Raw genomic sequence first — 26671 nt, forward strand, 5'->3', positions numbered from 1 at the left:
ATTTAATATATCATTTACCTATTTGTTATGGAACAGACACTGGGGAGTGATATGTAGGAAGGCACAAAAAAAGCGTTAATCCGGAAAGGAAAACGCATTTTTTAACTTTGATTTATTTAGGAGTCTGTATAGAATTTGCAATTTCAACTAATACCTCTGGTGTAACTATTTCGGATACTCTTTTATCCACACTAAGAATATATTGCCACCCATCACTTTCAAAAACCAACAAGTTAAAGCCAGAAACATTGGTATACGTTGCTTCGTTACCGTTCTTTAGTTTAAAATTGCTTCTTTCTCTCATTGGAATCTTGTGACGAACCTGCCGAATATCCATTTTGTAATGGTTTTTTGGAGAGACTTCATTTATGAACACGATTTTTAAAGAGTCATTGATCTCTCCTTCTAAATCATTGAACCTTCCAAATATATGTGTGAATACTAAGGGTGGAACTCTCATTGGAAGTTTTATATCCTGTTTAATGTGCTGTTCAAATTCTACTACAGCCTCCTCGACCGTTTTGTATCCAAGTTCCGGGAAAACTTCTTCTAAAGGACGGGATTCATGGGTGGCTGCTTGGACTGGTCCACAATTGATAATCGTAATGATAACAACCAATGTGATTGAAAACACATTATTCATTTCATCACCCTCATTAAGATTTTGGTTATTTTCCCCAATGGTATTTACACCTATACTTAAAAGAAATTGAGGTGACCCTAATTCGGTTTTCCGCCCAACACCGGGCACATAACCGGTATTTATATGACCGGTTTCCAGATTTCCTCGCCACTCCGGGCACAAACCTACTCTCTAACAGCCTCAACAATAAAAAAAGCTGCGGGCACAAGGCCCAACAGCCAAATCACTTATTTCCGAAGCAACAAATAAACAAAGTACGGCGCACCAATCAACGCTGTCATAATTCCTGCCGGGATTCCTTCTGGTTCTAGCAGGTTACGTCCGATTGTGTCTGCGAACAATAAGAGCCATCCGCCTAACAGCACTGCGATTGGCAGGAATAGTTGGTTTCGCGGTCCGATCAACGCTTTTGCGAGATGCGGGGCCATCAATCCGATGAAGGCAATTCCTCCTGTGACCGACACTGCTGAAGCAGCCAAAGCTACAGCTGTCAAAAGCAGGACGATTCTTTCTTTTTCAAGGGATACTCCGACTCCAATGGCGACAGGTTCACTCAAACCAAGAAGGTTCAATCGATTTGCTTTATAAAGCGTGAATGGAATTAGAACAAGAATCCACGGCAACAGCGCCCAAATGAAAGGCCAGTCTGTTCCCCAAATATTCCCCGCAAGCCAGCGAGCGATGAAATCGACTTTCTCTCTTTCTGCTGCGGAGATGATGACAATCATTGCTCCTGACAGGGCCATCGAAAATCCGATACCCACTAGGATTAACCTGACGGGCTGCAGTCCGCTACCTTTTTTATAGGAAAAAAGGTAAATAAGGACCGCTGTCAGCAGTGCTCCAAAAAATGCGACAACTGGAAGCATATAGGCAAACGCAGCGGCATCAATCGGGAAGAACAGAAAGAATACTGCGATTCCGACTCCTGCTCCGGAGTTAATTCCGATGATTCCCGGATCCGCTAAATCGTTTCGCGTTAATCCCTGCAAAATCGCACCCGAAATCGCCAGGGCCATCCCTGCTAAAAGCGTCACAACAATACGCGGCAATCGGATCGAAAACAGGACAAACTCTTCTTTAAAAGTACCTCCGCCAAATATCGTCGGCAAAATCCGATCGTATGACACGGAGGAATAGCCCAAGCCCAGGCTTCCAACGATTGTAAGTAAGATTAAGATGAACAAAATCGTGACAATAAGTCTTTGTTTTTTAATAATCGACGGATGTATCATGAGAAGCTCTTCCCTCCTTTATGGACAATGAACAGGAAGAAAGGCAAACCCAGCAAGGAAATAATCGCAAAGATTGGCGTCTCGTATGGAGCATTGATAGTTCGCCCGATTGTATCAGCAATCAGCATGAATGAGGCTCCAAACAGCGCTGACATTGGCAGCACAAATCGATAATCCGTACCAACAATCATCCTGACAATATGGGGAACCATTAACCCGATGAACGCCATATTTCCAACGAGCGCAACAGATGCTCCAGCTAAAAGGACGATCACAAAAAATAACACCAGCTTGATTAAAGTCGTTTTCTGACCTAGTCCGACTGCGACCTCTTCACTTAAGCTTAAAATTGTCAATTGTCTTGCAAAATAAAAAGCAACGAGCATCCCTGCCAGGATAAAAGGAAGAATGAACTTCAACTGAGTCCATGAAGTGCCCATCAGGCCGCCGGCTGTCCACATCGACACATCTTTTGAAATTTTAAAATACAGTCCGATTCCTTCCCCAACTGCAAACAAAAAGGCGGAAACGGCTGCCCCTGCCAGGACAATCCGTAAAGGGGAAAATCCCCCCTTCCTCATCGCCCCAATTCCAAACACAAGAACCACGCCAACTGCTGCTCCGACAAAACAAACAACAGTTATCGCGATATATCCGGCACCTGGACTGAGGGCCATGATTAATGCCAAAGCAGCGTTTGCACCGGCAGTCAGGCCGAGCAAGCCAGGGTCAGCCAGTGGGTTTCTTGTCAACCCCTGCATGATGGCTCCGGATATGGATAGTGCTGCACCGACAAAAATGGCCGCGACCTCTCGTGGAAGCCGGATTTCCCTGATCATAGTGATCGTGTCTGTTTTCGCAGTTGAAGTAAGAGCCAGCCAGATTTCTTTTACCGAAGTATCAGCCGCCCCGAATACCATGGCTGTCAGGAAGCAGGCGATCAAAACGAGGATCCCCGCCACGAACTTAATAATAAGCATGGAGAGCGAGCTAGTTTGGTTGTTCATATGCATCTCATCTTTCTGATAGCAAGAAGAGGAATTCCGTTTGAGAATTCCTCCTGCTTATTTTATTTTCCTAGAAATGATTTTTTAAAGAATTCAAGCTGATATTCAAGTGTTAGTGGATCGTTGAAATAGAACTCTTTCGCATTCACTTCGAATACCTGATTATTCTTGACTGCAGGGATATTCTTGTATGTTTCTGTCTGCTGGAAAGATGTATCTCCTTCTGCATTTTTGCTGAAAATCACATAGTCACCAGCATATTCAGACAAAACTTCTGGAGAAATCGCATAGTAACCAGGTTCAAGAGCGGCTTGCTTCACTTTTTCAGGCATATTCAATTTCATTTCCTGGTAAAGGATTTCTGTACCCCTTGCCCAGTTGTCTCCGAACACATATAGTTCTTTGTCGAAGTTTTCGATAACAGAAACGGTAGCATCTTCACCGATTTTCGCTTTGATTTCTTCGCCAGCAGCTTTTGAATCTGCCTTGAAGTTATCAATCCATTCTTGCGCTTCTTTTTCCTTATTCAAAAGCTTACCGACTTCAAGATGCTGAGTCAGGTAGTCCAGCTTGCCGTATGTAAAAGTTACAGTTGGCGCGATATCTTTCAGTTTATCCACATTTTTAATCGTAGAAAGACCAATAATCAAGTCTGGATCTAATTCAATGATTTTCTCCAGATTTTCATCCGTCACTTCTTCCACGTCCTTCAATTTTTCAAAGCGCGGGTTCATTTTTGACCATGAGTCAACTCCCACCATATTTACATCAAGGGCCATCACATTCCCGGCGAAAGAAGAAAGGACGATGACTCTTTCTGGATTCGCAGGTACTTCAACAGCACCACCTTCAGATTGGTAGGTAATTGTTTTAGGCTCATTTGCTTCCTTTTTCTCGCTTGATTTCTCTGTAGTATCTGCTCCGCCACAGGCGCTAAGCAAGAGCACTAGCATTAGCAGGAATGGCATGATTAATTTCTTCATTTTCTTCTTCTCCTTTAAGTAAGTTATAGGTAATGCAAATCGGTTTACTTGTACGGGGATCTCTCCCGATCTCCGCATCGATTTGGAATACTTCCCGAAGGACTTCTTTGTTGATCACTTCTTCACATGTTCCAGTTTTTACAATATTCCCTGCTTTCATAGCGACCAGATGATCAGCGAAACGAGCAGCATGGTTTAAATCATGCAGCACCATGACAATCGTTCTGCCTTGCTCCTGGTTAAGCTTTTGCAAAAGCTCAAGAATTTCCAGCTGATGAGCCATGTCCAGATAAGTCGTTGGTTCATCAAGGAAGATCATCTCTGTCTCCTGCGCTAGAGCAAGTGCAATCCAGACTCGCTGCCTCTGCCCGCCGGACAAGGAATCAACTGGTTCGTACTTATAACTAGCGGTTCCCGTCACCTCGAGAGCCCAGTTGATGACGTCAAGATCCTTTTTCGTCAGCCTGCCGAAACCTTTTTGATAAGGAAAGCGGCCGTATGATACCAGCTCCCCCACCGTAAGGCCCGCGGCACTCTCTGGTGTTTGAGGGAGAATGGCCATCTTTTTCGCCATGCTTTTTGTATCTTCTTTCGTGATGCTCATTCCATCCAGGAAGATCGCTCCGGACTGGTGCGGAATGATTCGGGACATGGATTTCAACAAAGTCGATTTACCGCATCCATTTGGGCCGATGATAATGGTAATCTCTTTGTCGGGAATTTCCAAAGTCAATTCATTTACGATTGTCCGTTCTCCGTATCCCACTTTCAATTCATTTGTGTATAGGCGAACCATTATCATTCCTCCAAGGTTTTTCATTTTTTCATTGATAATGATTATCAGTATCGGTTACAATGAATACTATAAAGCTATTATTTTTTTTAGTCAATAACGAATTTGTGAAATTTTTCTTATACATAATGAGGAGTGCTTCCGATGGAAAATATTGAAGTATTTGACCTTACCATTATTGGTGGAGGACCTGCTGGACTGTATTCAGCCTTTTATGGCGGACTGCGAGAGATGAAAACGAAAATCATCGAGGCCCAGCCAGACCTAGGAGGAAAGATTCATGTCTATCCGGAAAAAGTGATCTGGGATGTTGGCGGTATGGGCCCTATTACAGGAGCGAAGCTGATTCAGCAACTAAAAGAACAGGCAATGACATTCAACCCTGAAGTGGTATTAAACGAGAAAATCTCCTCGATTAGCCGAGTTGATGGCATGTTCCTATTAAAAGCAGAATCTGGTACCATCCATTACTCTAAGTCAGTCATTGTCGCAATCGGCAGCGGAATTTTAAAGCCTCAGAAGCTTAAGCTTGAAGGAGCAGAAAAATATGAAGTTTCCAATCTTCATTACATGGTTAATTCCCTTAAGTATTTTAAGGACCGAACCGTCGTGATTTCTGGAGGCGGCAACTCTGCTATTGATTGGGCCAATTCCCTCGAACCAGTCGCGAAACAGATTTATTTGGTTCACAGAAGAGATTGCTTCTCTGGCCATGAATCACAAGTAACACAAATGATGAACAGTTCAGTGGAGTGTATTTTTCATTCATCCATTTCGAATCTAGTTGCCGATGAAAGTCATACATCCATTGCTACAGTTGAACTGACAAACCATAAAACTGGTGAAATTTCCTCCCTTCCTGTTGATGAAGTATTGATCAACCATGGATTTGACCAAGATGCATCCTTGCTGGAGAATAGCGAGCTGGATGTCCGCCGTATTGACAATTTCTACATAGAAGGTTCATCTACCGGGGAAACCTCTGTGCCAGGTCTTTTTGCCGCAGGAGATATCCTGAAGCACGATGGAAAATTGAATTTGATTGCCGGCACCTTCCAGGATGCAGCCAATGCTGTCAACAAGGCAAAACAATACATTGAGCCTTCAGCCGAGACATCTGCGATGGTTTCATCTCATAATAAAGTATTTTCAGAGAGAAATAAGGAAATGATTTTGCAGCTGGTGAATTGACATGTGAAGAAATCGAGGATAGAAAAAGGCTGGACCAGATCGTTCAGCCTTTTGTATTAGCATTATTTCCTGCAAATATCGCATCTAACCTTTTTACTTTTTTATTCCTAGTCCCACTTCGATAGTGGTTATCGCAGCAACCGCTTCGATCATGCTGCTCTCAGCCATATCAAAATATGATTGCAATTTATTTATAGCCTCTGGAGACATTTCCCCAGCATTGAAACCTTCTTGTGCCACCTCTACTGCCATAGTCCTAAAAGTAAAAGCATCTCCCATTTTTGATTCATACGTATTTAACAGCTTTTTTTCAGCTTTGTCCATTCCTTTTATAGGTTCAACAACGAGGTTTCTGCCACCTCGATAATTATCTTTAATAACTTGGAGATTATTATAGGCGGTGTAATAATCCGTACTTCCATTTGCAATTGCATCGAAGGTTGGGATCCAGATATTATTCCAGTTATCATCGAATACCTTCATGTGATTATCAATTTTTGGCCGAATTTCTTTCAGATATGCTTCTTTTAGCTGTTCCTTCTTAGTTTTTTCATCCAGAGCTTTTTCTTTTGCTTTTGCTTCTTCGTCCTTATCCGATGTAACAGTTTCTTTTTTAACCACTTCTTCTTTTGCCGATTCCTCTTTTGTTTCTTTTTTAACCACTTCTTCTTTTGCTGGTTCCTCTTTCGTTTCATTTTTTGACAAAAAAGCAATAGAACCCCAGCCAAGGGCACTGGCTATAATTACGGAGAAAATCATTGCAGGTAATACTTCTTTTACTTTCACTTTTCCTTTTTTAATGTCCAGGAAAAAACCAAAAACCAACACAGCTATAAACAATATACTTCCCAATGCTAATATAATGCCAATAATAGTTGAAATCACTATAAATTCCTCCTAGCTGCTTCAAAGAAATCACACTAGAAAAATTCTTCGTTATTATTTCTTTAAGATTTGATCTTTTTATTCGTTTTATACTGTGATTCACTTCTACATCAAATAAAGCTGCATATGGTGTTTCTAAAAAATACAATAACCACCCCATTCCCCTTATTGTGATGAACATTTAGATGGGCCGAGGCGCCATAATCGATAAAATAAAAAGTAAAAAGCCTCCCTATTTTTACCGGAGGCTTGTTCTCATGATTTATTTGTTATAAAAACCACATCACATTGACGGTTACACATAGTATTACTCATCCTATTTATAGGGTTTTGAAATTTAATTGGAGAATATAATCCCTTTTTAAACCGATATAATTCAGGTTTTCTTGAATTTAATCCCTGTTTCTGCTGATATATTCCCTGTATCCGCTCAATGACTTTCCGTTTAAAACTTACCCATCAATCAAAGTTTCATAATACTTTTCAGGATCAGAGATGTTATTATCAATGAAAAACATTGCCTGATGTTTGAACATCTCAATATAAGAATCTCTATCCATGCTTAAATCGCCTAATTCCTTAACATCTCCCAGAACGTTTACTGAATCGTTTTTCACATCAACAGTCACGGTCATATATGTTTTCCCTTTGTATGTAACAATACAGATTACCCTTTGATTAACAAGATCAACATGCGAATATTTATGTTTCAATCCAGTGGGTTTGTATAATGTATACCCAACGTTGGTTTTTTGGTTCTTGTCACTCATTTTTCATCTCCCTTTGCATGAAGAACGCCAATGTTTATTTATTTCCTCTTATTTCTACCTTTATAGGTAAAAAGCTGTGGAATCAAACTCAGCGCACTAACTATAATAAACAAAGTCGAAGGCATCAATGGTTTAAAGTAGCCATTCCAGTTGTCAACTCCAGCCATTTCTTTTATAAAATAAAACGAAACAAGACCGGATAGTACATTTCCAATGATAATCAGGGCCAAGCCCCCATTAGATTTGCTGAAATAGGCAGCAATAGAAGTCACTACAATCATAATGACATAGCCAATCATTGAATGATTCGCGTAATCTAGACACATTGAAAAATAGACATATGGAAAACAATATGTGAGCAGAACTATTGCAATAATTGCCTTTTTAATCAATACTCTCAACAGCCTTTCAACATTAGTGTAATTTTACACTAAATATAACATAAAGACTGGAAATTGCACAATAATTTTCCATTAAAAAACGGTCCATCGTTTTGAAGGACCATCATCATTACTGAATACTATTCTCTTTCCCTAGCTCTTTGTGTATCTCGAATATTCTTCTGGACAGTGATAGCTGCAAAAATACTAAGAACAAAGGACATTCCATAAAATCCTTTTTCACTCAGCACAATACTCCCTGCATTATACAAACCGATGGCCATTAATGAAATTGATACAATGAGTGCAAACCAGCTAATCCCGTAATAAATATTCGTAACCGGGATCCCCTCTTCCTTATCTCTAACCGCTTTCTGTAAAGATACGGCAGCATAAAGGCCGAAGATGAGAACTGCAAAGTAATACCCTTTTTCATTCAGCTGCATCGCAGCATTGAACAAGCCGATAAGATATGCTGAGACTCCCACTAACAAAGCTCCCCAGGATGCCCCTTTAAAAGCTGAAGTTGGTTCCCCTTCTTTCCTTTCAACTCTTATTTTAGAATGCTCCTGTTTTCCTTTATCTAAAATAACCTCTTGATCGTTAGACATTGTTTTTCCGCCTCCATCTTAGTGTGCCTTTACATAAATCCATTATATAGAATTTTATTACAAATATAGATAAATCATTTAATTTTACCAATTATTCTTAAAAAAGAGCTACCGCCACAGTCAAGAGTTTTTAACCCTTAATCTGTTCACTAAATAGCTCTCATAAAAAATTTAATAATCATTTAAGAACAGAAGAACCGTCCCTATGTTTCGTTTATATCTTTTTGATCAACATTAAGCTCTATCAGATTACCATCCGGGTCTGCACAAAAAATTTGCGCGAATCCACTTTTCGAGGCTGGTTTTTCTAGGATTTTAACTTTATTCTTATTTAACCATTCAAGAGTGCCATAGTAGTTCTCAACTCTAAGTGCAAAATGACCTTCTCTGCTGGACAAGGATTGGTCACGCCGAATTGTTTGTGATGAAGGTTCGACAATCAAGTGGAGCTGTTGCCCACCAATTTGATACCAAGCACCTGGAAAATCAAAATCAGGGCGAGTTATTTCATTCAGACATAAAATCTCTCCATAGAATAACTTTGCTTTTTCCAAATCAGTAACCGATAAACTTACATGATGAAGGCATGTATATTTTATCAAACTCTTCACTTCTTTCTTTTTAAATTACCAAACAACCACCTTATTAGATTCAATAAAATCTCACAAACAAAAAAGTGATCAGGTACATCAGTGCACCGACTATCAACATACCGGCCAGAAAATAACCAGTACTGGTAAAAATGAACTTAATGAAATCCTTGATTGCTCCTGCAAGATCATCAATAAACTTCGCCACTGTCACACCTCTAGATTATGAATATTTTATTGGCAGACTCCCAGTGGATTATCATCAGGGTCATAAAAAGTAAAGAATTTGGTTGTTCCTTCTCCACCAATAGGATTTACTTTCACACTTTTATCGACTAGGGTTTTATGTGTTTCTTCAATATTTTCAGGGATAAAATTATAGTATTTCCCCACTCCAAAATGGTTTTCAGGAAACTTCATTGGCTTATGGTTTAACGTTTTAACAAGACATACTACTGTTTGAGATTCTTCTCCGATCCTCATTACAGCAGCATCTTCTTCAATATAAATTACTTGAAAGCCAAGTATATCTTCATACCATTTTGCTGACACTTCAGGGTCTTTAACAGGGATAAATACACCTTCCATCCCTTTGAAAAGTGATTTGTTCAACTATACTCTCTCCTCTCGGGATTGCGATTATAGTAACAATTCGATACATTTATGCCAAGTCCTCCCCCAATTTTTTAAAAGGCTTCCTTGCTGCCGAAATTAATTGTGTAGGAAAAAGGGACGTAATCACACTTCGTGAACTTGACATAAATTTTTAAAAAAATATAGTCTTCAATGTAAATTTTTTTGAGTGTATTGTTTTATCTGGATGTATATAAGAGGAGTGTTGTTTATGTTTTATCAATTGAAAAAGGAACATAAAGAAGAAATGATTGTACAAATTCAGAAATTTTTTGCTGAGGAAAGAGACGAAGAAATATCTGAGTTTGCGGCCGAACGATTCCTGGATTTCATCAAAGAATCCCTAGGATCCTATTTTTACAATGCTGCCGTTTTAGATGCTATACATGTTGCCCAGCAACAGTATTCAGCACTTGAGGATGAAATCCTGACCCTGGAGCAGCCGATTAAAAGATAATAAAAATAACCCGGTTTCCATTTTTAGTGGGCACCGGGTTATGTTAAATAATTTAGACTAGTTTCTAAGTTTCACTATTTTGTAATTGCTCCTTTCAGCATGTTTGAAATGTTTTGATGTATATCGATCTAGATTATTTTCCATTTATTATTTGATTCCTGCTATCCGCTTGAGGAGGCTCTTCCAGCCAGCCATGCTTAATCATGATTTTCGATCCATCCTCTGCGTAAAAGGAAATCTCCGGAATTAAAGAAGCATATAAAACCCCTAAATCCTTTCTGGGGCTTCCTGACATGGATGATCCATAATTGCCGATTCCAGCTGCGTTCATTGATGCTACATGGAACATCATCAATTTATCAGAAAATACCATCGAGGTTGAATCGGTGACTGCTGTGTCCCAAACCATAGGGGCTGGAAGATCTTCTTTCTTTAATTTATCACTGAAAAGATCAATATGTTTTTGAGCAATCTGTTTTCCCTTCATTAAAAATTGCTTTACATCCTTTTGCTGTGCTGTCTGTGCAAAGCCGATGATTAACGTTTTGCCAATGGCATTCGTTTGGATATTATTAAATAACAACGTGACTTCATGGGCAGTCAGTGGCCTTTTCTCACCCAAAAAACCCGCCAAAAACCTCTTGCTCTCCACAAAGTCCACTTTGTCAGGTATCGATATGTATGGTGGCTTAATATATGTACCCTGCTTTAACATCAACTCTCTGGTCATGTCCTGCAATCCTGTTGCTGTATTGTACACCTGTTTAAAAAATTCCACCAGATCCGGTCTTGTGACCAATCCCATTGCTAAACTGGCTGCAGCCATTCCGAGCACAGACATATTCCTTACATACATTAATGTGAATGTATCTGAAAACAACCTTGGAGCACCGGTTTTTACGTCCTGGTCTGTAAAACCCATAGGTACAGGGAAATTTTCAGCTGTAAAAAGTTTCGTTAAGAATGCTATGTTCTGTTTTGAGCCATCTAATGCAAACTTAAGTATAGGTTCAACCTCTTGGTCCTCAACCTTCTCTAAAAAATGTCTGAGGGCACAGATTGATGCGGTATCGTTTATGTATTGCGTCCACACCATCGCCATTTCCGCCGCCGTCATTTGAATCAATGATTTATCATTCATTAAAATCACCAACTAACATATTTTACTAATAGCTTTCCACATTCTTTTCAATCCATTACAAGAAGATTATTAGGAAAAATCTTCTTGTTTTTTTCCAAATCATCTATTGGTAAAATAAGACTTACTGATGTCAATTTTTTGAAATGACGAGTGAAGAGGTATTAGGTGTGGAAAATAAAAAAGAATCACTATTAATGATTATAGAAAAATATCGAGAAGAAATGATTTCAGTGGGAATGAAAAAAGGTTTTTCCCATCCAGACACATTACTTTTAAGTCAAAGTCTAGATAAACTGATCAATGATTACCAAACCACAAAAAGGCTGGTTTGATTTCAGCTAATTTTCCATTGTCTGAATTTCACCCATATCTAATTAACTACCTTTTAATATCCTTCACTTCCTCAATAAATAAAGACTGTTCTCTCCCCTCCCCAACAGCACTGCATTCTTGGATAAAACCGGATCATTTTCAACTAAGATAGCTTGAAATACCCTACAACTTATCCAAACTCTTTTCAAATCGCCGCAATTTAATATTTTCTCTCTTGGAACTGAACCCGTTAACATTTTTACAGGATTTCTTAATACAATTCCATTAGAGGTGATAAAAAATGCCAAGAGTAAAATATACCGACAGTGACGTCGCTTTGATGGCAAGGATGATGAGGGCAGAAGCTGAAGGAGAAGGGAAAATGGGAATGCTGATGGTCGGTAACGTCATTGTCAATCGACTAACGGCAAATTGTTTGGATTTTAAAGATTTAAGGTCAATCTATAGTGTGATTTTTCAGATCCAGGGAGGAAATTATTCTTTTGAAGCAGTACAGAAAGGGAATGTTTTTTATAACAGAGCCAGAAGTGTAGAAAAAAGATTAGCCAAACAAAACTTAGACTACTGGAGACAGCATCCCTCAAAGTATGCACTATGGTATTTCAATCCGTATGCCCCATGTCCGCCTACATGGTATAATCAGCCATTTGCAGGACAATTCAAACAACATTGTTATTATGAACCGATTGCCAATACATGTGACGGTGTCTATAGATGATCACAACACCCCCACGAAGATGTGGGGGTGTTGTGCGTTGACAATGAATTTTCGAAACAAGAACCATTAATGAATTAAAGATGCCCTTAAATCTTTAACGCCATTTTCTAAATAGCACTTTAAACAAGATAGCATATACACCCAACCCTCTTTTTGTCCCATCAATTTTTGATGCAGTTCAGGGTCGTCTTCTTTAAAACCTGATTCATTCACTTCAATGATTGTACTCGTGTGATCCAACTCAGTTAGTGTTATTCTTACGATCGTTCCTTCATTGTGTTCCTCTCCCCAAGAAAAGACAATTTCCTTATCATCCTTGAGTTCCAAAATATTTATTACGCCCTCAGCGTTGTATTCATCATATCTTAAAGTAACCCTTTTTCCTTTTTCCCATCTTTCAGAACTGGATGAAAACCAGAAATTCCCGATTTTCTCTGGGTCCACGATCGCTTCAAAAACCTCATCCGCTGACTTATAGATTTTAAATTTTGTTGTTACTTGTGTAATCATACTTAAATCTCCTTCCTTCTAATCTTTAGACACTTTCATATATGTATGATGGTTCTATTTCTCCAGATTCAGTTTAAAATCCTTCTATTGTTATTCTAGTGGACAATCGGGTTGTTTAAGAGATAAAAAAACATACACAAACAAATTAGACATATCAGGATGAGACACGCAATAACCACTTTACGCCAAACCGGACCTGAGAAATATATGTTAACTAAAAAGTAATAGACCATGGCACTGCCACCAATAAAAAGTAAAAATTCCTGAAGATATTTAAAAGAAATCGGATTTGTCACAGTGGTTAATGCTAGTCCACCAAAAATGAATAACCCTATTAAATTGAATAGTTTCCTTAAACTAACTTGATTTTCAAGTTCCGTTTCATGGTCACTCTGATTTTTATTTCCCACCATTTTCACCTCTTGTTTCTTTGCTTAACACTATTACGAAATATTTTGGAAAAATGTTTCAATTTAATAAAAAAAGAAACTTGAGTTAAACTCAAGTTCCCTCTGCAGTATCATTCGCCCTTTTTCTTGCCCTTAAAAATCTGACTAAATTTAAGATGATTGTTTTTGATACGGCATATGTCGGAACTGCCAGTACCATACCCAGGACTCCGGCCAGGTTCCCGGCAGCCAGCAGGATAATAATAATCGTTGCCGGGTGTGTATCCAATGTTTTCCCTAGGATCATCGGTGATAATAAATTCCCTTCAATTTGCTGGGCAATCAGGATGACCACGACAACCAATAGAGCTTTTGTTGGTGAATCAAAGAATGCAACCAGCAAGGCTGGCGCACCGCCAATAATCGGCCCGACATACGGGATAATATTGGTCAATGCTACGATTAACGCCATGATCAATGCATAGCGCAAATCGATGATCATATACCCTATAAAAGTTAAAATCCCAACCACTAAGGCGACCGTTACCTGCCCCTGGATGTACGCTGACAGTGTCTCCCCTGTTTCTTTTAAAATCTTCAAACCTTCATCCCGGTAATCTTTTGGAATGAATTTCGAGACAGCATGTGGAAACTTATGTCCATCCTTGAACATGTAAAATAACAAAAATGGGACAGTAACAAGAATGATTGCAATATTAGTGACGATTCCAAAAAAGCCTCTGAGTCCGTTCGTAAGTTTGTTCGGAAGAGTATTGGCATACTCCATAATGCGTTCCTGGACGGTATCGATCATTTCCTGCTGCTCATCCCTGAAACTCTTAAACTCCGAAGACTCGATCACATCATAAATAAATTCAGTCGTCTTATCAGCAAAGACCGGAAGATCATTCGCAAGCTCCGTCGCCTGCTTGGAAACCGCCGGAACCAGACTCCCAATTGCCAGAACAAGAAGGCCCCCAAACAGCACATAAATAATCAATATTGCTAATGCTCTAGGGAGCTTCTTGCGTTCAAGAAAATTCACCACCGGATTCAAAAGGAAATACAGAAAGCCAGTAATCAGAATCGGGAAGAAAACAGTCGAGGTAAAAACCCCGATAGGCTCAAACATAAAGGAAATCTTCGTAGACACAAAAATAATGGTTAAAATAAGCAAAATCTGAATCAGCCAAAATTGAACTTTAGATTTAGTCAAAACACATACCTCTTGCCTTAGATTATTTGGTTTAAAGTATATCAAACTCTGTGGACAAAACATAGAAAAAATAGTTTTTCAAGGTAAAAACTGGCTTCTATTTTGAGGGGGAAATCCTATTATCAAAAAACAAACGTATTTGAAGGACAATCCATCACAGGGTAAAATAAATGTATGATGTCTTAATAAGGAGTACGGTATGTCTAATTATAAAAAGCATCATCACCCAAATGACGACTGGAAACATAAGCATGATTCACTGGATTTGAAAAAGCTGCTGACAATCTTGCGGGATAACCGGCGGAAAATCCAGAATAACCAGCAGCTTTATTATGACCCGCAGCAGGACGCTGCAGATATCAAACAGTATTACCGCGGTGCACAGGATTTGGATATGACCGGACTGGCACTTTTCTATAAATTTCACACTATTGTATTCCAAACTCACAAGACTCAACTACCCTACTTCCTCAGTAAAGATTTGTATTTATACACTTGGGTCGATCTTTATCCCGATGGTTCGGCGAAAAGTATTTACTCCAGCGAGAAGAAAGATCCAGAATCATTGATTATCGAGGATTACGATACGCTGCGGCAAAAATACGATGAATTCAGACGTCGCTCAAGGAAAATCCAGGTGAATGGATTTGATTCGGTGAAGGAATTGAAGGTGTTTGAGGATCACTTCAAGATGAATACCGAGCATATTGTGCCTCAATCCTGGTTCGAGGGCGCTGAACCGATGAAGGGCGACCTCCATCACCTTTTCGTCTGCCAGCCGGACTGCAATATCGCCCGGTCCAACTACCCATTCGCAGACTTTGATTTCTACAATCCCGAATCGGAAGATGAACCCATTCAAAACAATTGCGGTGTCACGACCGCCTTCCAGTTCGAACCCGAGCACGGCAAAGGAACCTCCGCGCGGGCAATGCTATATTTTTTCCTAAGGTATCCGAAAATGGTGAAGAACGAATACAAAATGAAGGTCGACCTCCCGCTGCTGATCCGCTGGAACGATGAATTTCCGCCCACCCTTTACGAAAAGCACCGAAATCAGGCCATTTACTATATCCAGGGCAACCGAAATCCGTTCATAGACTTCCCAGATTTGGCGGAAAAGATCGATTACCCATGGTGAACATGTGAAAAAGCTGAACCAGCTACTAAATGGTTCAGCATTTTTTTCGGGGATGTCAAGGTGAGCAAAGCATTTAGCAAATTGTTCAGTATATCGACAATTTACCACATACAAAAAAAGAACAAGTTTACCAATGTATTAAACGTTATGTTGAACCTTCTTCCTCTGCTGGTGGTTGACTAATCAACGAAATGAGAGAAACTCGCTTCAATGATGGATTTGAGTGTCCTCATTGATAATAACATTGCTTGGTTCTTATTTTTCGATAGTCGTAGTAACTAAAGCACTAAACAGCATATTAAAAAATTTCTGCTAACATCATTTGTATTTGAGATGAAAGATACTTATAATTGCCTACGATTATCTAAATTCGTTGTGTAATCCTTATTCAACGAAGCAGAAATATCTAAATCTAAATGATAAAAGGATGAAAGTTTATGACATATAACGTAAAACAGAGAAAAATAATATTAGATTTAGCAGTTACTTTGGATGGTTTTATAGAAGGGAAAAATGGAGAAGTTGATTGGTGCATTATGGACCCTGATATGGAGTTCACTGATTTCTTGGATCAAATTGATACTATTTTATATGGTAGAAAAAGCTACGATTTATGGGGACAATATTTTCCCAAAAATGAAGAATCTGATACCGAAAAGGAAATTTGGAAATTGATTCATAGTAAAAAGAAATATGTGTTTTCCAGAACACAAAAAGAGATTGATAATCAAGTGAAATTTATCAATGATAACATTCTTGAAGAAGTAAATTCATTGAAGAAACAGTCTGGTAAAGACATCTGGCTATATGGTGGAGCAAGTCTCATTACAACACTTATAAATTTAGGGCTTGTTGATGAATTTAGATTATCTATTCACCCTGTTGTTTTGGGAGAAGGAAAACCGCTATTTATTGATATAGAACATAGGATAAATTTAAAAATGGTTAATACCAGAACATTCTCCTCTGGAGTTGTACAAATAATCTATCATTGGAATGGTAATTAATAATATCTTTCATTCCAAAGAGAGATTGTAATAAATGTATAAGGTAATACTCGACTATAGTTTCACTCTTTCAACTAAGGGGGAAATCCATTAATACGTGTTTCCCCCTTAGTATTATGGAATTATCAACATTAAATTTCAACAAACGCCAAACATTTATACGGTTTCTCGAAACAATTATACGGTTCCATGAAACAATTAAACGGTTTCCAGCAATTTATCTACGGTTTCAGCGAATTTTTTCACTGTGGCTGCAACTTTTTTTTCTGTTTCTAGCATTTACATTGAACTAAACCCCAGTCTCGGCATTTTGTCCCGTTGCGTGCAACATAGTCCCGGTTCTAACCAAATATATTCCCCATTGAAAGCTGCCATTAGGGTCACCCCACTCACGAAACTAACAATATGGTAAAATAAGTAATACATTCTATCAGGAGGCAATCATGTATACATACGAAACTTTCGTTACAGATGGGGCATATACATTATTACGTCCCGTTTTCTTTACTTTACTAGGATTATCTATCATTCTATTTCTGCTCATTCTCCTTCCAAAAACACGAAAAAAGCTCCTTAATAGCTTTGTTATATTCAGTTTGTCCATTGTTTTCGAAGCTATGGCGGTTCAAGTGATCTACTACGACGCCATCATTGTGGATGAAATGGGACTTGGCGGTGATCCAGTGAGTACAATCACTAGCATTGTCATAATGGTATTTTCCGTCCTGAATCCACTTCTTTTCACCCTGTTAAAATCGAAAAGCTGAACCAGCTCCGGTTCAGCTTTTCCTGATTAATTCGCCTTTTGATCATATTTCATCACATAAATCGGTTCATTCTGCATCCATTCCGCAAAAAGCACGTCTTCATAGTGATGAATCTTCTGCTTCTCTAATTCCCTTTTCAGCCATTGCTCGTCGAACCCGGCTACCTTTAAGTTTTCACTCACAACTTTTCCGTCGATGATCAAGTTGAGCGGCAAAGTCGGATCATCCGATTTGATATTCATATCACTATTTTTAGGTGTATCATAGTCCGCTTTCGGAAGGACACTGACCATGCCGTTCGTTTCAATGATCGCATATTCTACTTCTCTCAATGAGAAATAGCCCTGCTGCCTGACCAGGCTTTGCAGCTGATTAATATCCAATTTGGCTTTTTTCAAAGCATCGTATTTAATTTTCCCCTTGCGCACCACAATGTTCGGTTCGCCTTCAAGCAATTTTCGCGACCCAATGAACTTTTGCGTCACCATCTCGGTAAAATAAACAAGAGCTCCCCACAAACCCACAGCAAAGACAATTTCCCCAAGCTTCACCTCATGGTCATATATCGCATTCCCCAGCAACTCACCAAGGATAATCGCCGAAATAAAATCAAACGGGGTAATCTGCGAAAACTGCGTCTTCCCCTGCATTTTCGTTACAATAAATAAAAAAACAAAGCCACAAATAAGTTCAACAGCAATCGAAACATAATGATTCAACACGCCCACTCCTTCCCTACCCATTATGGGAAGAAGGACTGAATTTAAAACATGGGTAAAACATGGGGACGGTTCTTCTGTTTCCTTCGTTCAGCAGAAAAAAAGCTTACGCTTCGTTCCATACCTACAATAAAAGAGCCTGGTTTTTTCCCCAAGCTCTTCTCTAAATTTAGCTATGCAAGCTCCCTTTTAACCAAGGCCGCGGCCTAAACGGTCCGATTGGTATCTGTATTAAACTAGTATTCTCCTTCATTCCATAAATGTCATCAGCCAGGTTTGCATCGAATCCAAGGAGCGGGTGTCCACATAATCCAAGTGCTGAAGCTGTTAAAAGCAATCGTTGAACGAGCATCCCTGCTTCCATTTGCAAAATCCGATAACCTCTATATCCTAGTTCATTTTTATAAAAATCCCTGCTGCCCGAAACATGCAGGCACAGTGGTACCTGCAGCAGATTCACATTATCCATGGACATTCCTGACTGCAGCTGGAGGCGGTGATCACCCTGTTGAATCTCCCGCAATGAATGTTCGGTGTGGTCATAATAATAAGCACCATTTGGCATACCATCAATATTATAAAAACATCCATAGATTGATACCCTGGGTTCGTTGCGATAATAGATTTCATCCACATCATTCCGATAGGAAAATGAAGTCATGGACTCATTCAGCAAAACGGCGAGCTGTTCCTGGCTTACCTTCCCTAAAACAAAATCGATATCGGGAGAAAATCGGTTTCTACATGTTTCAGCGAGATCATATGACAGCGGCTCCATTTGAGGAAGACTGAATAGCCGACCCTCTGGTTTCAAAAAAAACTGCGGATGGATTCTCTTAAATGATTTGGTAGAATTCAGCATGGACGCTTCATTCATAGCTATTAACTTCGGAAACTCCAAAACCCTTTGTGACCGTTCCAGATGTTCACAGTCGATTGATGTCAAATTACGTTTTAATGCTTCTGCCGTAATATTCGTACCTAGTTCTTTTCGAATTGTCGACCAGTTTGTCGGTTCCACTGAAAGCGGCACCACCGAATACACACTTTCCTCCTGTTCAGATAGCCCTAGCAGATGATTCATCGCTGAATCCAGGAACTGATAGTACACTCCTGAGGCAAATCCAAAACGTTTTGCTGTTTCAAGTAACTGCCCCATTAGGACACCGGCATCAAGTCCCTGAAGGCGATAGGAGAAATTATTGTATTTAAAGAAATTTTTCCAAAACATCGTCGACACGAACGCAATGCCAAAGCAGGATGAAGTATCACAGCGGTGGCCAAGGGCTTCTGAAATATATTCATCGAAGTTTCCTTCCCTTAACAACACAAGACGGTGGTGGGACGGGTTGTAATGAAACACTCCATCGGGCAAGCCATCAATCTTTAGGTACATGTAAAGTTCATTAGGATATAGCGCTCCGCCTGAAGGTGCAAATCTTCTGAACGATTGCATGAGGACTGCTTCTTCTCCTTCAGTATCATCCGGAAAAACGGACTGGCTTACTTGCGTCATTCCATAGACATACCATAGAAAGTGGCCTATTTTATCAAGATCTGGCTTAACAGGATGCTGATCTTGCATAAGAGAAAGCGGGACCTCCGCAGACAGTGGAAATACTGGCTGACCTCGATACAGCTTATAGGAAAGAGGTGCATCCTTCCAATCAGGTTCCCAGTTTGGCTGATTAGCCCGATCAATGTTAAATTGAAGATTGACCAGAAATTCTTCCAGACTCATCCTTCTACCTCCTATGGGAACGGGTGCGGATAATGATTTAACTGTTCATATGCCAACGGCTCTTTCACATAGCCAAGCTTCATCGGGACTTCTAGTACCCTGTCTAGTCCTTTCAGGCGAGTCAGGTGATGGCCAAACGTCATTGGCAGCATGCCCGGGATTAGTACTTTCACACAGTAAAGCCCGTTCTTCCTCGTTTCCGGAGTGGTCTGGTCAACAACAATGACATCGAGTTCACATTGACGAAATACCTGGAGAATATCCTTCAGATCATCAGTAAGGTCCTCATGGTTAGACTTCCACTTGAATTCCTCATCGAAGCTTCGCAACGGTCGATGATCATCCAGCAAAAATCCTAACCGTTCTTCTGCCTGCGGCAACCCATACAACATGCCATGGTCATCCATCTGCACAACAAGCGAATCATCCTCAAGCATCTGTAAATACTTCTCTTTGTTACCTTCAAATTTCTCATCCAGATTGAGCATCATGCCCGCGAGCTCCTGAACCGCACTCTTTGCAGCCTTTACTGGATCAAGATGTGCCCCTGCCGCACAAATGATATTCACTCCATTATTTTTCCTGTTTTTAGCCAGAGCCCAGATACTTGGAATTCCATGTTCCAACGTTGCATTATACAAATACAAATCATACCCAGCTACTGCCCGCATGCGCGATGTCATTAATTGAAGTTCCTCATCATTGGCCGAAAGAGGGTCAAGACGAGGCAGATTGAGGCGTGCATACCAGGCCATTAGGAAGGAATCGCGTTCCACCACTTCCATGATGCCGTAAAAGATGGCCTCCTCCCTGCTTCCGCCAAGCGCACAGCCATTGGAGGTTTCATAAACAAAACCGGAGGAACCGCAACCCATACTATAATAAGCAAGCAGCTCAGGAACGAGGATTGGCCTCTCTTCCATTAACGAGTAGCCCCAAACCCAATCCATCGGTACGTCCGGGTCAAATTTTTGAAATGGGAAACCAGGCTTTTCATACTCTTCGTCTTCATGCACCCCCACCTTACAAGGATTGAGCGCCTGGTTCTCCAGATTTCGATAACTGTCATGGATGACGGTACGTTTTCCTCTCGGCTGAAGACCGCAATGCCGTTCCAGACCTTCCATGATCGCTGTCAATTCACTGTCAGCATAACATTGAGTCCGCCCCGCAGTCCCCTCATCCCCAGAAATCATTGGCAGATTTACACTCGCGTCTGCGAATGGGGTGATCAAATCATACATTTTACTATTGAAAAGTCCCGTTCGATTGTCCAGATAGTCTTTTGCCAGCACAGCTTTTAAATCGTCCAGCGGCTTACATCGATAGCTGTCCGAATTGATCTTCAAGCTTGGCTGCAGAAAGATCTCAGCCAGTTCCGGTGAATCTTCAGGTATTTGACTGCAGACCGGGCATAATGAATCAGGCAGAAAGGAATGCCAGGAACCATTCAGTGTTTTTAAGTCCGTTAAAAACATCCGTCCTTCCGAATAAGCCTGCTTTCCTTCAAGAATCCTGTCTGCCTCAGCGCCAATTAAATGAGCCATTTGCAAAAGACCGGTACCCGATGCCCATGCATCAGCTTTCATTCCTCCGGCCGCAGATAGCTTTTGCTGTACCTCACGCATTTCTCCTCGTTCCTGACCACCGAGAAGGCGTCTCAGGTCAGCACATTGTGAGCATCCGGGAGTATTTGGTCGAACCAGTGGACCAATTACTCCCTCGCCAAACGAAACAAAGCCCCGCAGCCAAGGACTGCCTGTCAGTTTTATCGCCTCTTCCGCCTTCCGGTGTGCAATGGGATTCCAGGCATCATATAAAACCAATAACAGATCGGAATTTACGGGAATTCCGTATTCAAAATCATTACGTCTGAACACTTGATAGCGCGCTGACAATTCCTCGCTCACACGATCAGCCAGCCATCCCTCACCAACAATCACTACGAAAGAACTCAATTCATTCCCTCCTCTCGCAGCAATACCCCGAACACTCCTTCGAGTTCCTGTTTAAAAAATGGCTCAATCCTTAATTCGTATACGAAAATCTGCATTCCGTTCCTATTTAGAACTTCAGTCGCTTCCTGCAGCGTTTCCAGTTGAATTCGCTCTGCACATGCAGGAATGTCAAAGCTTTGCCTGACACTATCATCAAGCTGCAGTGCTGATTCATCCAGCACAATGGCATCATATGGAACTGAATGGTTTTGATATGTGAACAATGCTTGCTGCAAAGACCTTCTTAGCGCCAAAGTCACGTTTAAATCTACGCTGCCATGCCACCCATACCTCGTTTCGACCCAAACCACTGGAAAACCGGAGACTTCCTTTCCCAATCCAATGTTCGGTGCTCCATGCATAGTTGCCAGGGCATTTAAATAATACTGGCACCATTCATCCCCGACCGTTTCCAGGTCTACACAGGTGATGAACTCCCTTTGATTATTGCTTCGTTTGCTGAATTGGTCTGCCAGGCATTTCTGTAGTCCTCGTCCCACTCCTTCCACAAATGTCTCACCTGCTCCAACTCCAATAAAATCATCGCTTTGAAGTAAGCTGGCCAATCGAGAAGAATATTGTTCAATTCCTGTTAATGCCGCTTCTCTTCGCGCCTCTTCATGTGTAAAAGCAGAACAAACCCTTTCTCCCATTAGTTCCGCCGGTCCATCTGACAGCGGATCGACTGCCTGGACACGGCACTGAGCCAATGGAAGCTGTTTTAAATCTCCTTCCTCCCATAGATGTAAGATTCCTGATTCCTGAGATGTCATATGACTGAAGAATTGCAAAAGCTTTTCCGGCTTCGAGCTGTTGGCGTCTTGTTCAAACCTGCTTTCAATGTCTTCTATTCTTTTAGCTGTTGGCACGTCGGTTACCAGAGGATGCGGCAAAACTGAATGCCAGCTTCCTTCAAGAGTCTCTAAATCCAGCAGGAAAACACGATTATTCTGATCGGCTTTCGTGACACCAGTTTTTTCTTTTAATAATTCAAATGAGATGATATTTGCGAGTAAAGCCCCCGTTGTTGCAGACCTCGCAGGTATTGGCTGTTCTTTTTCCAAAACAGAGGAATGCAATCGGCGCCATGCGGACTCCCAGCACAGATCAGATTCCGGGTGAACGCATGGTCCAGCAATACCCACCTGTTCGAGAAGAATGCCCGGTATGAACGATTTATTTTCCTCTCGGCATACAGAGTGAAGGTACCTTAGTTCTTCCAGGTTTCCCTCCTGTGATACATAAAGGACCGTATCAAACGGTTCCAGAACCTCACGCCAGCCTTTATCCTTCATCGTGATTTCCTTGAATACCACTTCCGGGTCTGTTTTACATGCATGGTTTACAAGCTCATTCAACCTTTTTCTATTGGTTGGAGCATCGTCTGTAATGAAAACATTCAGCTTGGCGACACCAGACTCCAGCAATGATGAAATCAATGAATGTAAAATTGGACCAGAGCCAACTGCCAGCACATTAGCCTGGCGGAAAGCCTCAAACCTGAAAGCACCTGAACCTGCCAGATTGTCAACAAACTCGATTTGTGACGCAAATTTTTTAAGAACGCGTTCCTGTAATTCATGGGGCTGATCCTGGCTAACATCCCGGACAAACCCATTCTGATAGAGAACCTCGGCAATTTCATACACTCGTTTCTTGTATGGTCCCGGTAATCCATCTGTTAATTTTTCAAGCGTATACTCTCCGTTAAACATAGGCAGCAGCTTTTCAACCCATAAATCGATTCCGCTTCCTTCAAGGCGAAATGAAACTGCATTGTTCCTTAAATAAACACCCTTATTCTGTTCAGGGAGATAAAACGTATCTCTCTTCACCTTCAATCGCATCGAAGGGTCCAATTTTTCCATCCCGCTCCTCCTCCGCCCTAAATTACCTTTAACAAATGACCGTCACTATCATGGTATGTAGCCTATTTTGTCCGATATGTCAGACCATATAGAAGAAAAACCCCTGCATTATTACCGCAGGGGCCAGTGTAGTCTAACTTTTTAAGCTTCAATGCCTCGATATCAGCGTCCGCCGCAGCGTCCACAGCCACCGCATCGGCCACAGCCTCCACAACGGCCACAACGTCCGCATCCTCCACAGCGGAAGCAGCTAAAACAACCAAAGCAGCCGAAACAACTAAAACAGCCAAAACAGCTTCCAATTCCACCAAAACCTAGAAAAATCCGTTCATCCCCAGCAGTGTAATACTGGCTCTGATCCCAGCTTACAGGCTGCGTTGCCTGGAAATCACCAACATTCAACCTTTGAAGTTCACTTTGGAAATCATTCATCATCTTTGTATAACCTCCTCTACAAATTCACACGACTCAGGAACGAGAAACAAAAACAGTCGAGCTTTCTTGAAAAAAAATTCTGTATATAAGGTAAATACATTAGGTAATGAGAATACTCCCCAACAATTTATGTAAACTGGATGGGTGTTGCTACTGATACAAAAGCCTAATTCTTCCCAAGAATTTTTTTATCCTCATGAAATAAAAAAAGCGCAAGGCTTATTGCCTCACACTTACGCATTGTATACTTGTTTTGTCATCATAGGTTTTTACGGGTTTGCAACTGTGAAGTTCTTTTTTTAAAAAAATTGGATCTTCATTTTTCACTACAGGTCAGCGTGATGGTTTCGGCGGTTGGCATACGTCACATTTACGCTGATTATTATTTTTGAATTTCGTAAATGTTCTTTCAAAATTGCTGCCGCATGCACATTTAAATAGTAACTTTTGAGAAAAACCGTGATATTCCGTCGTCAATAACTTACTCTCCGAATTCTTATCAACAAATTCATTGATCTTTCCTATCGTCCATCGTTTATTCATTCTGTTAAACCTCCATATCTTGTCGCTAGTCGGAGGCGTTTTTGGCATCCGTTCAATTACGAACAATAGTCGTAAAGTTCCTAGGTGCTTCATTATACCATGAAATTTTACACTAATAAACAATAGGAAGGTTACTTCTACCTTAGTTCATTAAGGTAAAATTTTTATGCAATTCCCTTTCATTAATAGCGATTCTGATCTTCAAATCTATGGTGCGTAACACAAACTCTTTGATTCCTATGAATTCTGAGTCAGCAATCAAATAGAACTGTGTACCTTTTTTCAAGCCTCTAAAATCATTCCTTAGCTTATATCTCTTCATGGTCTTATCCAGCTACTCCTCTACTTCTGCCCATGAGCCATACATCATTAATACCTTGCATTTCACTTTTCCAGAAGGAACGGACAATACCGTTTCTTCTCCAATTTTTAAACCGATCAACTTCTTTGCAACAGGTGTATCATAGGAAATTTTATTGTCATCTATATTGGATTCACCGTATCCGACAATTTCATATACTTCATCTTCGGTAAAATCAGGATATTCAAATGAACATTTTACTATTGAGCCAATTTCCACTTTTTCCGTATTACGCTCATCGAAGCTGATGAATTCAGCAGTTTTATACGCATGGTGGATTTCCTGGATTCGCTCTTCCAAAATGCGTTCATCCTGCTCCAGTTTATGTGCATTAGGATTTGCTAGTTTGTCATCGCCGCAAGCATTAAAGGCAATATTCTTATCAATCCGTACTTGCTTCAATTCCTGTTCCAAACCCGCTATCTGTTGAAGGATTAATTTCTCGCCTGTGGGTGTGACCTTAACTGACATTTCATTCTCCTTTGATGATAAAAAATGCTAGCCATTTTATTTCACCTTCATTATACACCAAGTTCGTCTACACACCCTTAACAAGTTCCCTCATGGAATTCAACTTGGCGGAAAGCTCCATAAACCACTCTTCATCTCCAGTAGCAAGCGCCAAATCGATGAGGAACTGGATTTGATCTTTATTTTTCACCTGTGGGTCAGGGAGCTTTTTCACTTGCTCTTTTGCCATAGGAATTATTTTCCCAGCCAGGTCCTGATTATCACTTGAAGTAACCGTCACCATAATTTTTCCTTCCAAAATATCGATGGAATCCACATAACCGATTATCAGCTCTCCATCGCGAGATTTTCCTTTAATCCAGTCACCAGTCATTAAAACGGTATTGTTATTGAACATTATCCAGTTCACCTCTATTTCTATAATCTGTAATAATTTTTATTACATTTTTACTGAAGAGAAGTTAGGCTCTCTTCAAATCATTCCTTTTTTTGATTGATCAAATCAACCACTTCTTTCAGGGAATAGTTCTTCAAGTATTCACCTAAATGTTCTTCTGCTCCGAGGAAAATGGCAAAGAGCACCTTATGCATATTCGCACCAACAAGACATTGTTCATTTGACTCAGGGCATTTTGGCTGCAGGGCACCCTCAGAGGTCAATTTGTATATATCCCAAAGGTTCACTTCGCTCAGATCGATAGCAAAAATAAAACCGCCGCCAATTCCTTCTTTCGACTTTATGAACCCATGTTTTTTTAACAAACTTAGTACCTTGCGGATTCGTACCGGGTGGACACCGGCACTTTCAGATATTGCATCGCTTGTAGACATTCGGTCTGGCTGAAGGGCAAGATACGTTAAACTGTGTATGGCAAGGGTAAAATCACTATTCATAGCCTGCCTCCTAACAAAGGAAAATGCTTATCCCTCTTGATACTGTAATATTATATGTTACAGATTGACTAGTCAAATATCTGTTCTTTTTACATTAGATGCTCCATTGCTTTGATACTTGTTCCTTAGCAAGCCGTTTAATTTTATCCCAGCTCAATTCTCTCTTTGTGATTACATTCGTTTGATAATTTTTCCCTTTAAAACGAACGGTTAGGAATACCTCAATCAATTGTTTTTCCTCC

Annotated in this window: 32 protein-coding genes and 1 pseudogene; 8 read left to right on the plus strand and 25 right to left on the minus strand. The window is 40.4% G+C overall.

Translation table 11 applies throughout. From position 1 onward, the window contains the following. Positions 1-112 precede the first annotated feature (112 nt). The 5 genes from ACXAEA_RS13725 to ACXAEA_RS13745 form a co-directional block, all read right to left on the minus strand. Positions 113-805: a hypothetical protein gene (locus ACXAEA_RS13725; protein ID WP_475096441.1), complete on the minus strand. Its 693-nt coding sequence runs from the start codon at positions 803-805 to the stop codon at positions 113-115. 65 nt (positions 806-870) lie between these two features. Continuing rightward, the gene (locus tag ACXAEA_RS13730) at positions 871-1878 is read right to left on the minus strand and encodes a FecCD family ABC transporter permease (protein WP_475096442.1); all 1008 of its coding nucleotides are present in this window, start codon (positions 1876-1878) and stop codon (positions 871-873) included. Next, a complete protein-coding gene (locus tag ACXAEA_RS13735; RefSeq protein ID WP_475096443.1) occupies positions 1875-2885 on the minus strand; it encodes a FecCD family ABC transporter permease in 1011 nt (336 codons plus the stop codon). Before ACXAEA_RS13735 ends, ACXAEA_RS13730 begins: the two co-directional genes overlap by 4 nt. 62 nt (positions 2886-2947) lie before the next feature. After that, entirely contained in the window at positions 2948-3868 is a 921-nt protein-coding gene (locus tag ACXAEA_RS13740; protein ID WP_475096444.1) for an iron-hydroxamate ABC transporter substrate-binding protein, read from the minus strand. Then, complete coding sequence (locus tag ACXAEA_RS13745) at positions 3819-4664, minus strand: ABC transporter ATP-binding protein (RefSeq protein WP_475096445.1); 846 nt, start codon at positions 4662-4664, stop codon at positions 3819-3821. The genes ACXAEA_RS13740 and ACXAEA_RS13745 overlap by 50 nt, the downstream gene beginning before the upstream one ends. A gap of 141 nt (positions 4665-4805) precedes the next feature. Between ACXAEA_RS13745 and ACXAEA_RS13750 the strand changes: the two genes are divergently transcribed. Beyond that, a complete protein-coding gene (locus ACXAEA_RS13750; protein WP_475096446.1) occupies positions 4806-5852 on the plus strand; it encodes an NAD(P)/FAD-dependent oxidoreductase in 1047 nt (348 codons plus the stop codon). A gap of 93 nt (positions 5853-5945) precedes the next feature. Here the strand turns inward: ACXAEA_RS13750 and ACXAEA_RS13755 are convergent, their stop codons facing one another. The 7 genes from ACXAEA_RS13755 to ACXAEA_RS13785 all read right to left on the minus strand — a co-directional run bounded on the left by ACXAEA_RS13755 (position 5946) and on the right by ACXAEA_RS13785 (position 9676). Beyond that, the gene (locus tag ACXAEA_RS13755) at positions 5946-6737 is read right to left on the minus strand and encodes a hypothetical protein (protein WP_475096447.1); all 792 of its coding nucleotides are present in this window, start codon (positions 6735-6737) and stop codon (positions 5946-5948) included. Between the two features lie 452 nt (positions 6738-7189). Continuing rightward, positions 7190-7507, minus strand: coding sequence for a hypothetical protein (locus tag ACXAEA_RS13760; protein WP_475096448.1), 318 nt, complete (start codon positions 7505-7507; stop codon positions 7190-7192). 38 nt (positions 7508-7545) lie between these two features. Further along, the gene (locus ACXAEA_RS13765; RefSeq protein ID WP_475096449.1) at positions 7546-7806 is read right to left on the minus strand and encodes a hypothetical protein; all 261 of its coding nucleotides are present in this window, start codon (positions 7804-7806) and stop codon (positions 7546-7548) included. A gap of 221 nt (positions 7807-8027) precedes the next feature. Then, on the minus strand, positions 8028-8498 hold the full coding sequence (gene yiaA, locus ACXAEA_RS13770) for an inner membrane protein YiaA (RefSeq protein WP_475096450.1): 471 nt from the start codon (positions 8496-8498) through the stop codon (positions 8028-8030). 203 nt (positions 8499-8701) lie between these two features. Further along, positions 8702-9100: a VOC family protein gene (locus ACXAEA_RS13775; protein WP_475096451.1), complete on the minus strand. Its 399-nt coding sequence runs from the start codon at positions 9098-9100 to the stop codon at positions 8702-8704. Between the two features lie 49 nt (positions 9101-9149). Further along, entirely contained in the window at positions 9150-9296 is a 147-nt protein-coding gene (locus tag ACXAEA_RS13780) for a hypothetical protein (protein WP_475096452.1), read from the minus strand. Positions 9297-9322: 26 nt separating this feature from the next. Beyond that, the gene (locus tag ACXAEA_RS13785; RefSeq protein WP_475098132.1) at positions 9323-9676 is read right to left on the minus strand and encodes a VOC family protein; all 354 of its coding nucleotides are present in this window, start codon (positions 9674-9676) and stop codon (positions 9323-9325) included. 256 nt (positions 9677-9932) lie between these two features. Here ACXAEA_RS13785 and ACXAEA_RS13790 point away from each other — a divergent pair, with 256 nt between their 5' ends. Beyond that, the gene (locus tag ACXAEA_RS13790) at positions 9933-10178 is read left to right on the plus strand and encodes a DUF2164 domain-containing protein (protein WP_475096453.1); all 246 of its coding nucleotides are present in this window, start codon (positions 9933-9935) and stop codon (positions 10176-10178) included. Between the two features lie 133 nt (positions 10179-10311). On the opposite strand, the gene ACXAEA_RS13795 is transcribed toward ACXAEA_RS13790, so the two are convergent. Further along, positions 10312-11319, minus strand: coding sequence for a DUF3231 family protein (locus ACXAEA_RS13795; RefSeq protein WP_475096454.1), 1008 nt, complete (start codon positions 11317-11319; stop codon positions 10312-10314). Positions 11320-11486: 167 nt separating this feature from the next. On the opposite strand from ACXAEA_RS13795, the gene ACXAEA_RS13800 reads away from it, so the two are divergent. Both ACXAEA_RS13800 and ACXAEA_RS13805 read left to right on the plus strand, forming a co-directional pair. Next, complete coding sequence (locus tag ACXAEA_RS13800; RefSeq protein ID WP_475096455.1) at positions 11487-11651, plus strand: Spo0E family sporulation regulatory protein-aspartic acid phosphatase; 165 nt, start codon at positions 11487-11489, stop codon at positions 11649-11651. Positions 11652-11932: 281 nt separating this feature from the next. Beyond that, positions 11933-12370, plus strand: coding sequence for a cell wall hydrolase (locus ACXAEA_RS13805; RefSeq protein WP_475096456.1), 438 nt, complete (start codon positions 11933-11935; stop codon positions 12368-12370). Between the two features lie 66 nt (positions 12371-12436). Here ACXAEA_RS13805 and ACXAEA_RS13810 read toward each other — a convergent pair whose 3' ends face one another. Both ACXAEA_RS13810 and ACXAEA_RS13815 read right to left on the minus strand, forming a co-directional pair. Continuing rightward, the gene (locus ACXAEA_RS13810; protein WP_475096457.1) at positions 12437-12880 is read right to left on the minus strand and encodes an SRPBCC family protein; all 444 of its coding nucleotides are present in this window, start codon (positions 12878-12880) and stop codon (positions 12437-12439) included. 501 nt (positions 12881-13381) lie between these two features. After that, positions 13382-14485: an AI-2E family transporter gene (locus ACXAEA_RS13815; protein ID WP_475096458.1), complete on the minus strand. Its 1104-nt coding sequence runs from the start codon at positions 14483-14485 to the stop codon at positions 13382-13384. 199 nt (positions 14486-14684) lie between these two features. Between ACXAEA_RS13815 and ACXAEA_RS13820 the strand changes: the two genes are divergently transcribed. The 4 genes and pseudogenes from ACXAEA_RS13820 (at position 14685) to ACXAEA_RS13835 (ending at position 17400) form a co-directional block, all read left to right on the plus strand. Next, positions 14685-15626 (plus strand): endonuclease I family protein, encoded by a 942-nt coding sequence (locus ACXAEA_RS13820; protein WP_475096459.1) that lies wholly within the window; start codon positions 14685-14687, stop codon positions 15624-15626. 60 nt (positions 15627-15686) lie between these two features. Then, positions 15687-15802, plus strand: a pseudogene (locus ACXAEA_RS13825) (IS1595 family transposase); the annotation flags it as partial. Between the two features lie 261 nt (positions 15803-16063). Next, positions 16064-16633 (plus strand): dihydrofolate reductase family protein, encoded by a 570-nt coding sequence (locus ACXAEA_RS13830; protein ID WP_475096460.1) that lies wholly within the window; start codon positions 16064-16066, stop codon positions 16631-16633. A gap of 443 nt (positions 16634-17076) precedes the next feature. After that, the gene (locus tag ACXAEA_RS13835; RefSeq protein ID WP_475096461.1) at positions 17077-17400 is read left to right on the plus strand and encodes a hypothetical protein; all 324 of its coding nucleotides are present in this window, start codon (positions 17077-17079) and stop codon (positions 17398-17400) included. A 26-nt stretch (positions 17401-17426) separates the two neighbouring features. Here the strand turns inward: ACXAEA_RS13835 and ACXAEA_RS13840 are convergent, their stop codons facing one another. The 10 genes from ACXAEA_RS13840 to ACXAEA_RS13885 form a co-directional block, all read right to left on the minus strand. Beyond that, positions 17427-18119, minus strand: a complete 693-nt coding sequence (locus tag ACXAEA_RS13840; RefSeq protein WP_475096462.1) for a DUF421 domain-containing protein — start codon at positions 18117-18119, stop codon at positions 17427-17429. A gap of 169 nt (positions 18120-18288) precedes the next feature. Continuing rightward, positions 18289-19860, minus strand: a complete 1572-nt coding sequence (locus tag ACXAEA_RS13845; RefSeq protein WP_475096463.1) for a SagB family peptide dehydrogenase — start codon at positions 19858-19860, stop codon at positions 18289-18291. 11 nt (positions 19861-19871) lie between these two features. Next, entirely contained in the window at positions 19872-21818 is a 1947-nt protein-coding gene (locus tag ACXAEA_RS13850) for a TOMM precursor leader peptide-binding protein (protein WP_475096464.1), read from the minus strand. After that, positions 21815-23725, minus strand: a complete 1911-nt coding sequence (locus ACXAEA_RS13855) for a putative thiazole-containing bacteriocin maturation protein (RefSeq protein WP_475096465.1) — start codon at positions 23723-23725, stop codon at positions 21815-21817. Before ACXAEA_RS13855 ends, ACXAEA_RS13850 begins: the two co-directional genes overlap by 4 nt. A gap of 162 nt (positions 23726-23887) precedes the next feature. After that, complete coding sequence (locus ACXAEA_RS13860; protein ID WP_475096466.1) at positions 23888-24160, minus strand: heterocycloanthracin/sonorensin family bacteriocin; 273 nt, start codon at positions 24158-24160, stop codon at positions 23888-23890. Positions 24161-24493: 333 nt separating this feature from the next. Further along, a complete protein-coding gene (locus ACXAEA_RS13865; RefSeq protein WP_475096467.1) occupies positions 24494-24703 on the minus strand; it encodes a hypothetical protein in 210 nt (69 codons plus the stop codon). A gap of 334 nt (positions 24704-25037) precedes the next feature. Further along, entirely contained in the window at positions 25038-25535 is a 498-nt protein-coding gene (locus ACXAEA_RS13870; protein ID WP_475096468.1) for a GreA/GreB family elongation factor, read from the minus strand. Between the two features lie 67 nt (positions 25536-25602). Continuing rightward, positions 25603-25932, minus strand: a complete 330-nt coding sequence (locus tag ACXAEA_RS13875; protein ID WP_475096469.1) for an IDEAL domain-containing protein — start codon at positions 25930-25932, stop codon at positions 25603-25605. Positions 25933-26012: 80 nt separating this feature from the next. Then, a complete protein-coding gene (locus ACXAEA_RS13880) occupies positions 26013-26429 on the minus strand; it encodes an RrF2 family transcriptional regulator (RefSeq protein ID WP_475096470.1) in 417 nt (138 codons plus the stop codon). Positions 26430-26523: 94 nt separating this feature from the next. Then, a complete protein-coding gene (locus tag ACXAEA_RS13885) occupies positions 26524-26658 on the minus strand; it encodes a BA3454 family stress response protein (protein WP_475096471.1) in 135 nt (44 codons plus the stop codon). Between the last annotated feature and the right edge of the window lie 13 nt (positions 26659-26671).

The organism is Mesobacillus sp. ABV4_180 (assembly GCF_056158485.1).